Annotated in this window: 11 protein-coding genes; 4 read left to right on the forward strand and 7 right to left on the reverse strand. The window is 73.6% G+C overall.

Annotated features, from left to right (window positions below; all coding sequences use genetic code 11):
• The 5 genes from CWIS_RS03750 to CWIS_RS03770 all read right to left on the reverse strand — a co-directional run.
• Positions 1–232, reverse strand: a 232-nt coding sequence (locus CWIS_RS03750; RefSeq protein ID WP_048341909.1) for a hypothetical protein, incomplete at its 3' end; no start/stop codon positions are given.
• 12 nt (positions 233–244) lie between these two features.
• Positions 245–625: a hypothetical protein gene (locus tag CWIS_RS03755; RefSeq protein WP_048341910.1), complete on the reverse strand. Its 381-nt coding sequence runs from the start codon at positions 623–625 to the stop codon at positions 245–247.
• Between the two features lie 10 nt (positions 626–635).
• The gene (locus tag CWIS_RS17410; protein ID WP_053071522.1) at positions 636–2,330 is read right to left on the reverse strand and encodes a hypothetical protein; all 1,695 of its coding nucleotides are present in this window, start codon (positions 2,328–2,330) and stop codon (positions 636–638) included.
• A 267-nt stretch (positions 2,331–2,597) separates the two neighbouring features.
• Positions 2,598–4,007 (reverse strand): cellulose binding domain-containing protein, encoded by a 1,410-nt coding sequence (locus tag CWIS_RS17415; protein WP_082156190.1) that lies wholly within the window; start codon positions 4,005–4,007, stop codon positions 2,598–2,600.
• Positions 4,008–4,120: 113 nt separating this feature from the next.
• Positions 4,121–5,434 carry an AI-2E family transporter gene (locus tag CWIS_RS03770; RefSeq protein WP_082156191.1) on the reverse strand — a complete coding sequence of 438 codons (1,314 nt, stop codon included), beginning with the start codon at positions 5,432–5,434 and terminating at the stop codon, positions 4,121–4,123.
• A 347-nt stretch (positions 5,435–5,781) separates the two neighbouring features.
• Here CWIS_RS03770 and CWIS_RS03775 point away from each other — a divergent pair, with 347 nt between their 5' ends.
• Together CWIS_RS03775 and CWIS_RS03780 are read left to right on the forward strand one after the other, a co-directional pair.
• Entirely contained in the window at positions 5,782–7,062 is a 1,281-nt protein-coding gene (locus CWIS_RS03775; RefSeq protein ID WP_053071526.1) for a hypothetical protein, read from the forward strand.
• A 16-nt stretch (positions 7,063–7,078) separates the two neighbouring features.
• Positions 7,079–7,795 (forward strand): triacylglycerol lipase, encoded by a 717-nt coding sequence (locus CWIS_RS03780; RefSeq protein WP_048341917.1) that lies wholly within the window; start codon positions 7,079–7,081, stop codon positions 7,793–7,795.
• Here the strand turns inward: CWIS_RS03780 and CWIS_RS03785 are convergent.
• Both CWIS_RS03785 and CWIS_RS03790 read right to left on the reverse strand, forming a co-directional pair.
• A complete protein-coding gene (locus CWIS_RS03785) occupies positions 7,792–8,619 on the reverse strand; it encodes an alpha/beta fold hydrolase (RefSeq protein WP_048341911.1) in 828 nt (275 codons plus the stop codon). The genes CWIS_RS03780 and CWIS_RS03785 overlap by 4 nt on opposite strands.
• Positions 8,620–8,672: 53 nt before the next feature.
• On the reverse strand, positions 8,673–9,950 hold the full coding sequence (locus tag CWIS_RS03790; protein ID WP_048341912.1) for a hypothetical protein: 1,278 nt from the start codon (positions 9,948–9,950) through the stop codon (positions 8,673–8,675).
• 316 nt (positions 9,951–10,266) lie between these two features.
• Between CWIS_RS03790 and CWIS_RS03795 the strand changes: the two genes are divergently transcribed.
• Together CWIS_RS03795 and CWIS_RS19760 are read left to right on the forward strand one after the other, a co-directional pair.
• Positions 10,267–10,812 carry a PAS domain-containing protein gene (locus tag CWIS_RS03795; RefSeq protein ID WP_048341918.1) on the forward strand — a complete coding sequence of 182 codons (546 nt, stop codon included), beginning with the start codon at positions 10,267–10,269 and terminating at the stop codon, positions 10,810–10,812.
• A partial coding sequence (locus CWIS_RS19760) for a methyl-accepting chemotaxis protein (RefSeq protein WP_053071525.1) occupies positions 10,809–11,474 on the forward strand: 666 nt, incomplete at its 3' end. The genes CWIS_RS03795 and CWIS_RS19760, both read left to right, overlap by 4 nt.

Below are 11,474 nucleotides of genomic sequence, written 5' to 3' on the forward strand. Positions count from 1 at the left end.
CGCCCGGCGTGGCTGCGGCCGCGAGGACGAGCCCCGCGAGCGTCCGTGCCTCGTCGGACCCGGGCACGAGCCCGGTGACCAGCGAGACGAGACGGTCGCGCTCAGCAAGCCGCAGCCGACGCAGGGCGACGCCGAGCAGGGCGACCCTGCCGTCAGGCAGGGCCCCTCCCGGGTACGTCGCGTCGCCCACGCGCACCTCGCCACCGGCGACGAGCTGGACCGCACCGCTCATGGTCGACCGACCTCACCGCTCCTCGCGCACGCGCGTCGCCGTGAACGCGTAGACCGTCTCGCCGTGCCCGCCGGCGCTCATCGCGAAGGACTTCTCCGTCATGAGGCACTCGTCGAAGCTCACGGTCACGGTCGTGCCGCCCTGCCGCAGCGGCGCGGTGATCTGGAAGAAGTCGTCGCCGACGAGCGCGTCCAGGTCCGGGGCCGACGACGCGACCCGGATACGGCCCTCGACGTTGCGCGGCCCGGTGACCACGCCGATGCGCTCGGACGACCCGAGCGCGTAGAGGTCCTGGCGGACCGTGGCCGAGCGGTGCTCGACCGAGCGCACGCCCTCGACGGGGGTGCCGTTGACCAGGACGGAGCTCTCGTTGGCCGCATACACGGTGGGCATGACGCGCCTCTCAGTTCTTCACGCGGATGGTGGCGTAGACGAAGTCGATGGCCCGTACGGGGCGCACCGCGATGTCGATGCGGACGTTGCCCTGGGCGAAGTCGAGCTGCGTCGAGTAGACGTCGACCAGGAACGCGGGGTCGGTGCCGTCGGTCGACGGCACGAGCTCGCCGGCACGTTCCATGCGCGTGAACGTCGCGACGATCTGCTGGCGCAACGCGGTGCGTGCGTCGACGGTGTTGAGCTCGCCGATGAAGTTCTCGGCGATCGCCTTGACCTCGCGCACGCACGCGTCGGCGACGCGGGTCACCGAGATCTGGTCGCCGGTCGTGTCGAGGCCGCGCAGCACGATCACGCCGCGGCCGGAACGGTCGGCGACGACGAGCGCGTTGTGCGTCGGGCCGAGCAGCCGGTTCAGCTCGCTGTCCGTGTAGCGGGCCGGTGGGATGCCGAACAGGGGGACCGGCTTGAACGTCGGCGAGACCGACGGTCCGGTGCGCGCGACCGACCCGATCACGGCGCCCGCAGCGCCCGCCGGGGTCACGAGCACGAACCTGCGGTTGCGGACGCCCGCCGCGTGGTCGCGGATCCGGTCGAGGTTCGTCTGCTCGGCGACCGTGACGGACCCGAAGGCGATCCGCGGCGCACCCGCGTCGGCCTGGGCGACCGCGTGCGCGACCAGCGCCTGGTGCACGACCTGCACGAACGCCTCGGTGCGCGTCGGCTCGAGCGACGCGGTCACGAGGCTGATCCGGGGGTCGGTCGCGAGCAGGTTGATCGCGTCCTGGTAGTCGGCCGCCGACGGCGACGTGCCGCCGGTCAGCGGCGTCGGCGAGATCGCGACGGGCAGCCGGTCGGGTGCGGGGAGCGACGACGCCTGCCGGACGTGCACCAGCGCGCTCTCGCGCAGCACGACCGCGGGCAGGTAGTTCGCCGAGTCGGGGTTCATCGTCAGGCGCGTGAACTCCTCGGACTGCGCGCCGTCCCGGAACACCCGCACCCGCACGTTGTCGGCGGACGGCGACAGGATCTCGACCGTCAGCCCCGTGGGGTCGACCTCGGCCTCGGGCAGCAGGGTGAACAGCGTCTGAGCGGCCCCCGAGCGGGGGACGTCCACGCCCGTGCCGTCGGCGGGGAGCACGTAGGTGCCCGCGGCGGGGAGCGTGTCGGCGAGCGACGGGTCGAGCGCGACGAGGTACAGCGATCGCGTGTTGATGGTGTCCAGCAGGTCCTGGTGGGAGCCGGGCTCGACGACGAGGTCGGCGAACTCCTCGACCACCTGACCGCCGCGCAGGACCCGCAGGCTCACGCGCACGGTCTCGCCCGCGGCGTTCGTCACGGTCCGCACGTCGACGGAGACCTGGTTGGCCCACGTGCCGACCGACCGGGCGCGCAGCAGCACGGCGTCCGTCGACACCGCGTTGCGCAGGACGAGCGAGGCCGCGCCCCCGCCGGTCACCGGCGCGACGAGCACCTCCGAGGCGCCGTTCGCGAGCGCGTGCACGATCTCGGGAGCCGACGCGACCGTGCCGGGGCCGAGGCTCCCGGGGATCTCGGCCGCGCGGGACAGCCCCACCAGCGCGGCGGGGACGGGTGGCCGGTCGACGATGCCGACGATGCCGACGACGCCCGACGACGCGGGTAGCGGCGGCAGGACGTCGAACCGCGTCTCGACCTGCACTCCGGGTACGACGAGCGTCGCCATGGCTTCCTCCTCGCGCGACGACCGGCCGGCGCGAGCACGTCGACCGGAGGAAGCCCGCGGATCCCACGCCCGCGTCGCAGCCCCCGAAGGGCAGCGTGCGACCGGCTGCGCCTCACGGGCGTCACGCGCGCGTCACAGCACGCGCGGGGAGCGGGCGCACCACGCAGACGAGCGGCGTGCACAGGAGACCCGTGCACGCCGCTCGTCGCAGGCGTCGCTCCGTCGGGGCTGTCGTCCGGCGATCAGCCGTCGGACGACGCCGTCAGGTCATGCTGCCGCGCACGTCACCGTGGCCCCAGCGCCGGACCCGGTGCCCTGGAAGCCGAACGTCGTGCTCTGGCCTGCGTTCACCTGCCCGTTCCACGGTGCGTTGGCGACGGTGATCTGCGCGCCGCCGTTCGCCTGGCCGTTCCACACGTTGGTCACCGAGCCGGACGGCAGTGTGACGGTGACCCGCCACCCGTTCAGCGGCGTGCTGCCGGCGGTGACCTTGACGTCCGAGACGAACCCGCCGGGCCAGCCGTTCACGAGCGTGTAGGTCGCGGTGCAGCCGGCGTTGGGCTGCGACGTCGGAGAGGGCGTCGGTGTGGCCGGCGGGGACGGGGTGTGCGAGTAGGTGGGGGTGGGCGTCGGCGTCGGCGGCATCGTGTGCGAGGGGGTCGGCGTCGGCGTCGGACTCGGCTGCGGGCCTGATCCCCACGCGTCCTTCAGGAACGCGGCGATGGTGTCCCAGCTCGGGTTCGGCGTGCCCTGGGTGACGCTCTCGCGGCACCCGTCGGTGGTCCGGACCGTCTGCTGGCCGAAGCGCGACGAGCTGGTCACGTCGGCGTGGCTGTGACCCGCGCCGGGCACCGAGAAGAACTGGGTGTCGACGCACGCGGCCTTGAGGGCGTCGTACAGGATCTCGGTCTGCGCGTGCGGCACGACGTTGTCGCTGCGGCCGTGCAGCAGCATCATCGGCGGGTCGTTCGCGTCGACGTAGGCGATCGGGTTGGCCTGCTGCGCCTTGGCGGGGCAGGTCGGGATCGCGCACCCGAGCAGCTGCGCCTCGGGCGCGTCGGGGCTGTTGTGGTCGATCCAGCCGCCCTGGTCCTGCTGCGCGAGCTTGACGAAGTCCGTGGGACCGAAGAAGTCGACGCCGGCCTGGACGGCGCTCGAGACGCCGACCGTGCCGATGGTGCCCTCGAGCGAGGAGACGCCGCCCGTGAGCGCACCCATGGCGGCGACCCAGCCACCCGAGGAGTCGCCCATGGTCGCGAACTTGGCGGGGTCGAGCTTGTACTGGGTGGCGTTGGCGCGCAGGAAGCGGATCGCCGCCTTGACGTCGTGCACCTGGGCAGGGAACTTCGCCTGCGAGCTCGAGCGCACGCTCACACCCGCGACGGCGATGCCGCGGGGGTTGAGCTGCTGCGCGATCGCGTTCGCACCCGACTTGCCGTCGTCGGACGTCCACGCCGAACCCGTGGACCACACGACGAGTGGCCAAGGCCCGGCGCCGTCCGGGACGTACAGGTCGAGCAGGTGGCCGCGGCTGCCCTGCGGGTCGGCGGGTGCGTAGGCGACGTTCGTCGTGGTCTGGACCGCGCTCGCGGGTGCGCCTGCCGCCGCGATCGCGCCGACGGCGGCGAGCGCCACCGCCCCCCACCAGGCCGTCGCCCTCCTGCGTGTGCTCCACATGACGATGTCTCCCCTCGCGCGGTTGCCTGGTCGACCGACTGTGGTCAGCCGTGGCACGGAGGGGCTAGGGCCGAATCATTTCGGCTCGGGCACCGGAGGTTTCGGAGCGACGATCAGTGGTCGTCGGCATCGGGGGAGTCGTCCGACGAGTCCGTCGTGCGGTCCTCCTCGGTCGCCGACGGAGCGACCGGCGACGTCGAGGGGGACGTGACGTCGGGGCGGCGGCGCATGCGGTCGGTCCACGTGCGGGTCCGTCGGTCGCCGGTCGGCTGGTCGCTGGTGGATCGGTCGGCGGTCGGCTCGTCGGCCTCGGCGACGTCCTCCCAGCCGCGGTTGCGACGCAGGGCCTCGACGTCCTCGTGCAGGAGCGGGTCGTCGACGATCTCGTGGCGCCGCACGTAGGTGGATGCGACGGCCTGGATCGTCGCCATGACGGGCAGCGCGAGGAACGCGCCCATCGCGCCGAACACGGCGCCGAACCCGATCACGCCCAGGAACGAGACCGCCGGGTTCAGCTGGAGGGCCCGGGCGGAGATCTTGGGGGAGAAGACGTAGTTCTCGAGCTGCTGGTAGGCGATGATCCACGCGACCACGAGCAACGCCTTGAGCGGCGAGATCGTCAGCGCGACCGCGACGGGGAGCGCCCCGCCGATGTACGTTCCGATCGTCGGGACGAACTGCGACACGATGCCCGTGAACGCCGCGAGCGGGAGCGCGTAGGGGATCTCGACGATCATGAGGAAGATCCACGTGAAGACGGTCGAGAGCGCGGCGAGCACGAGGCGCGAGTTGATGAAGTCGGCGACCTTCTCCTGCGAGACCTCCCAGAGGCGCAGGACCTCGCGCTGACGGCTCGGCTCGAGGTACGCGAGGACCGCGGCGCGGAAGCGGGGGCCGGCGCTCGCCATGTAGTACGTCACGAGCAGGATCGAGGTGGCGTTGAAGATGCCGCCGATGAGCGACGCGCCGGCGCCGATGATCCCGGGAGCGAGCGACTGCCAGTGCTTGCCGAGGGTGTCCAGCGCCTCGTCCGCCGTGGGGATCTGGGTCCCGAACCGGTTGTCGAGCCACTCGGCGAAGTCCGCGTAGTACTCCGGCAGGTGCGTGACGAAGTCGACGACCTGCTGGACGAAGAGGCTGCCGAACAGGGCGATCACGAGGGTCATGAGGACGCCCGCCGTCAGCATGACCAGGCCGGTCGCACGCGTGCGGCGCACGCCGCGCCGCACGATCCAGCGGATCGGCGGCTCCATCGCGAGCGCGATGAACCACGACCACGCGAGGATCGTGATGACGTTGGTGAGCAGCCCGAGCGAGCGCCAGATGAAGATCCCGGCGAACACCGCGACACCGGTCATGAGCAGGGCGCGGGGCAGCCACGCCGGCGGGCGCCGGGAGTCGACAGCGGTGGGGCGGAGCTTCGGCATCGGTCCTCGTCGTCTCGAGCAGGATCGGGCGAGCAGGTCGTCGCGATGACGCTACCGGTGCGGGGACCTGCGGACGCGCACCGCCGGGCAGATGCTGCCATGCTCGTCCCAGCGTGACCTCACGGAGGTGTGTCATGGCGGACCAGTCGACACCACGCGAAGCGAGGGGCTCCCGGCCCCGACGCCCCGCTGCTGGCGCGCACCCGGCGGACCAGCTGACAGAGCCGGTCCCCGTCGGCGAGGTCCCCGTCGGGGACGACGCCGTACGCGAACGGCTCGCGGCCCTGGAGGCCGAGAACGCGCGGCTCAGGGAGCAGCTCGACGCGGTCCCGACCGTGACCTCACCCGTGCCCGTCGCAGCGCTGGTGCCGCGCGGGCCCCGGCACGTCGGACGCTCGACGCTCGCGGTCGTGCTCCTGCTGCTCGGTGCGCTCCTCGCGCCCGTCGCGGTGATCGCCTCCTGGGCCGGTGGGCTGATCGACGACACCGACCGCTGGGTCGAGACCGTCGCGCCCCTGGCCGACGACCCCGCCGTGCAGCAGGCGGTGACGAACCGGATCACGACGGCGATCGTCGACGCGGTCGGAGTCGACGACCTCGCCACCGAGGCCACGTCCGCGCTCGCCGGGCTCGGGCTCCCACCGCGCGTCTCGACGCTCGTCGAGTCGCTGCAAGCGCCGCTCGCGAGCGCGGCGACGGACTTCGTGCGCCGCGGGGTCGAACGGGTCGTCACCTCGGACGCGTTCTCGACCGCGTGGACCGAGGCCAACCGCACGGCGCACGAGCAGCTCGTCGCCGCGCTGCGCGGCGACCCGGACGCGCTCGCGAGCATCGGTGCCGACGGCACCCTGAGCGTCCAGCTCGCCACGGTCGTCGACGCCGTGACCCAGCTCCTCGTCGACCGTGGCTTCACGATCCTCGAGCGGTTGCCCGCCATCGACGCGTCGTTCCCGCTCATGCAGAGCGCGGACCTGGTGCGTCTGCAGAGCGCGTACCGGCTCCTGCACGCCGCCGGGACGTGGCTCCCGTGGGTGTCGTTGCTGCTGCTCGCGGGCGGCGTGCTCGCCTCGCGGCACCGTTCGCGCGCGCTCGTCGTGGCGGGCCTCGCGCTCGCGGGCGCGATGCTGCTCCTGGGCGTCGGCCTCGCGGTCGGCCGCACGCTCTACACCGAGTCTCTGCCCGAGGCGGTGCAGCGGCCCGACGTGGCGGTGATCGTCTACGACCAGGTGATCTCGCTGCTGCGGATCGCGCTGCGCGCGGTCGCCGTGCTGGGCCTCGTCGTCGCGATCGTGGCCTTCGTCGCGGGTGGCACGACCGCGGCCCGCTCGCTGCGCCGCTCGTGGTCGCGGGGGGTGGCGGCGGTGCGCGGTGCGGGCGACCGGCACGGGGTGTCCACCGGGCCCGTCGGACGGTGGCTCGACGAGCAGCGCACGTTCGTCCGCATCGTCGTCGTGTCGGTCGCGGGACTGGTCATCGTCCTGGCGGACCGGGTGACGCCCGCGCTCGTGGGGTGGACCGCGATCGTCGCGATCCTGGTCCTGCTCGTCGTCTCGCTCCTTGCGCGGCCGGCGCGGCCGGCCGACGCGGCGGACGTCGACCCGGCGGCGAGCCCTGCCAGCGTCCGCTGACGTACCCGTGCACGGTGTGCCGCGCCAGGAAGGCCGGGCGCACCGGCGCGCCGGCGCGCACCTGGCGTGGCGCGCTCGTGACTACGAGTTCGCGGTGCGGTGGATCGTCGCGGGATGGCTGCGGCCCGGCGGCGCCGCCGAGCTCGCGCGGCCGCCCGTGCGAGGTCGGCCCGTGGTGCTCGTGCCGGGCGTGTACGAGGCGTGGCACTTCCTGAGGCCGCTCGCGCGCCGCTTGCACGAGCACGGGCTGCGGGTGCACGCGGTGCCGTCGCTGGGGCGCAACCGCCGGCCCGTGCCGGAGTCCGCCGACCTCCTGCGCGCGTCGATCGCGGCCCTGGGACTGCACGACGTGGTGCTGCTCGCGCACAGCAAAGGCGGTCTGATCGGCAAGCGCGCGATGATCGACGACCTGGTGTCCGACGACCCGCGCATCGCCTCGATGATCACCGTGAACACCCCGTTCGTCGGCTCGCGCTACGCGCGGTGGGTCCCGCTGCGTGCGGTCCGCGCGCTCGTGCCCCACGACGAGGCGATCCTCGCGCTCGTGGTGGACCGGACCGTGGACGAGAGGATCGTCCCGGTGCGCAGCGTCTGGGACCCGCACATCCCCGACGCCCGCGGGCCTGATGGCCGCGAGGCCGTGGTGCTGCGCACGCCGGGGCACTTCCGTGCTCTGGCCGACCGTGCGCTCGAGGACCTCGTCGTGCGGCACGTGCTGGACGAGGACCGCTAGCGCCCGCCGAGCTGGAGCACACGGGACTGGCCTGGCTCGTCGGGGTCGTCGACGATCTCCTCGCCGTCCAGCCAGGAGCGCACCACGTGCGCGAGCTCGCCAGGGTGGCTGAAGTTCACGGCGTGCGCCGCCCCTTCGACGAGCACCACCGTGACGTGCGCCGGGGCGAGCTGCGCCAGCTCGCGCACACGCCGCGGCGGCGGCATGAGCGGGTCGCGGCTGCCGAGCACGGCCAGCGCCGGCACGGGCGTGCGCAGGAGCCGTTCGAGCGACGGGAACCGGGTGAGCTCGCTGAACAGGTGGAACGCGTTGACCGGGCCGAACCTCACGTAGTCGGGCAGTGCGACCGGGGCCATCCGGGTGCTCTCCCGGAGCACGTCCTGGCCCAGCTGGCGCAGCGCACGGCCCAGCGGCTGGTTCTGGACGCCGCCCGCGGGGCTCACCAGCACCGTGCGGTCGATACGGTCCGGGACCTGGTGGGCGAGCTCGAGGCTGATCGGGCAGCCCATCGAGTTGCCGAGCAGCACCACGCGCTCGAGCTCGAGGGCGTCGAGGACGCGCAGCAACGCGTCCGCCAGCGCCGGGATGCCGAGCGTGTGGCCCCAGCCCTCGCTGCCGCCGTAGCCCGGCAGGTCCGGGACGACCTGGGGTGAGTGACCCGCCAGCCGGCGGGCCGTCGGCATGAGGTACGCACCCGAGATCGCGAAGCCGTGCACGTGGACCACGGGGAGCCGGTCGGGGCGGTCGGCGCTGCACCGCACCCTGACCGTGTGACCGTCGACCACCACGCGGCGCTCGTGCCAGCCCTCGTCGGGCGTCTCCATCTCCTGAGCGTGGCAGACCTGCCCCGCCCAGGCGAGGCGGGTCGAGGCGCGGGCTACACGAACCGCTGGAGCCAGATCTTGCCGGTGGTCGACCGGTACACCAGAGCGCCACGTCCGGCGACCGAGCGGGCGACCTCGACGAAGGTGTGCGCGACGTCGCCCTGCTCGACCGCGGTCGACCCGACCCTGCGGATCGTGCCCCACGTGCCGGACGTCGTCCGGTCGCGCGCGTACACCACGCCCGCCTCGACGCCGCTCGCCTGGACCCAGGCGACGGTCGCCGCGCGCGCGTCGCCCGCGGCCTCGTCGACGCCGACGACGCCGGAGCGCTTCGCGACCGTCGTCGGCGAGCTCCAGGTCGTCGACGTGCGGGAGCGTGAGCGCACCGAGACCGCATCGGTCGCGAGCTCGACGCGCCCGTCGGGGCGGCTGGTCAGGTCGAAGGACCACCCGGGCACCGTGGCGGTCGCCCACGCGCCCGTGGACGTGGCGCGGGACGCGACGCGGACGCCCGAGCCCGAGTTCCACGCGACGCTCACGCTGCCTCCTGACGCCGCGACGACCGCCTGCCGGCCGTAGATGAACGCCGGGCTCGCGTCGCGCCGCACGACCGTCGGTGCGGTCCAGGCGCCGGTCGCCGACGCGCGCGACGCGACCGAGAGCACGGCGGCGCCGGTGGAGTCCACGTCGACCGCGAGCAGGGCGGCGGTGCCGTCCGGCGCGACCGCGAGCTCGACCTCCGGCAGCGCCGCGCGCAGCGTGCGCGCCGCCCAGGAGCCGGGCCGGCCCGTGAGGACCTTGGTCGCCGTGGCCGTCCGGTACGCGATCGTGTACCGACCCGAGCGGTCGACACCCACGTCGAAGCCGCCGAGGTGCACGGAGGCGAGCTTCGTCGGGGCGGACCACGTCGTCGACCCTGCGGCCCGCGCCGCGACGTAGAGGGTCGTCGGGTCGTCCCACTCGACCGCGGTGTCGCGCGTCCACGCGACGAGCGCACCGCCCTTCGGAGACTCCACGAGCTCGACGTCGCCCGTGACCTTCGTGCGGCTGAACGCGACCTTCGGGACGGCCCCCGACGAGGCTCCGACGCCCACCACGGTCAGCGACAGGCCGCCGGACGACCCGGAGACCGCCGTGACGTCCGTGATGCCGTCCTCGCCGACCCGCACATCGGTCGTGGCGTTCTTGGCGACGGGGAGCGCGACCGACGATCGCCAGGTCGCCGCGGACGAGGGCACCGCGCCGAGGACGACGAGCGCGAGCGCAGCGGTCGTCGCGGCGACGACTCGACGGCGAGCGGCGTGCATGCGGTGCGTGGTACCGAGCTTCACGGGGTTCTCCTTCGAGCCGCGCGACGAGTCACACGCGAACGCTAGCGCTGCGGTCGACCGGGCGGCAGGGGTCCTCGTCGCCCTGGTCACCGGGTGCGGCGGCGCCGCCCGGCGCGGGCGGGTGCCCCGCACGGGCCCCGCGACCCGACGGCGGGACGAAGGTCCGCGGCCGATGGGGTGGCGCGCTCACCCATCTGCCCGTCCTGACCTGCAGATTCACTCGTGGGAGGCCTCCTGCGGCCGCGGCGGCGGTCGATGGATGGACCGCGGTCGCGCGCGAGGCGCATCCGTCGCGCCGAACACCTGGAGCCCGCTCGTGAGGACAACCGCGATCACCCCGACGTCGGTCGAGCGCACGTTCGGTCGGGAGGAGATCATCGTCTCCAAGACGGACCCGCAGGGGCGCATCACCTACGCCAACGACGTGTTCGTCCGCGTCTCGGGCTTCGAGCGCAGCGAGCTCCTCGGGCGCCCGCACTCGGTCATCCGTCACCCGGACATGCCCCGCGCGCTCTTCCAGCGGTTGTGGGACACCATCGGCGCGGGAGACGAGATCTTCGCCTACGTGAAGAACATCGCTCGCGACGGGTCGTTCTACTGGGTGCTCGCGCACGTCACGCCCTCGTCCCGCGGCGGCCGGACGGTCGGGTACCACTCCAACCGGCGCCTGCCCGCGCCGGGCGCGGTGCGGGAGATCGAGATCCTCTACGACCTCCTGCTCGCGGAAGAACGCCGGCACACGACCGGCAACCAGGCGGTGGCGGCCTCGAGCGCCCTGCTCGAGCGTGAGCTGGCCGACCGAGGCGTGACCTACGACGAGCTCGTCTGGGACGTCATCAACCGCCACGGCGGTGCGCGATGATCGGTCTCCGACGTTCGACGACCGCACCGGCGTCGGTCGAACCGGCCCGGCAGGACGTGGTGGGCCAGGACCTCGCGCCGATCGTCGACGTGCTGCGTCTCGCTGCCTCGGGTGACCTGGAGGCGCGCGTCGTCGAGCCGGGAACCGGACCCGTGGGCGAGCTCGCCGACATGCTCAACCACCTGCTCGACGTCAACGACGCGTTCGTCCGTGAGTCGGGCGCGGCGCTCAGCGCGAGCTCCCAGGGGCGCTTCCACCGCACGCTCATCGAGCGCGGTCTGCCGGGCGCCTACCGCGAGGGGGCCCGGCGCATCAACGCCTCACGCGACCTCATGCGGGACGCCGCCGAGCGCTCGGCGCGCGAGTCGCGCCTACGGGCCGAGATCGTCGGGCAGGCCGTGGAGGTCTCCCAGCACGTCGCCGCGGCGTCGACCGAGCTGGGCGCGTCCGCGCAGTCGCTCGGGGACTCCGTCGGCGACGCGGTGCGCGAGCTGCACGAGGCGACCCGGCTGGTCGAGCGGCTCGCGCAGTCGTCCGAGAAGATCGACTCGGCCGTCACCGTCATCGGTGCGGTCGCGGCCCAGACCCGTCTGCTCGCGCTCAACGCGACGATCGAGGCGGCGCGCGCGGGAGCCGCCGGGCGGGCGTTCTCGGTGGTCGCC

Origin of the sequence: Cellulomonas sp. A375-1 (assembly GCF_001040865.1) — a bacterium.
GTDB classification, from domain to species: Bacteria; Actinomycetota; Actinomycetes; order Actinomycetales; family Cellulomonadaceae; genus Cellulomonas; species Cellulomonas gelida.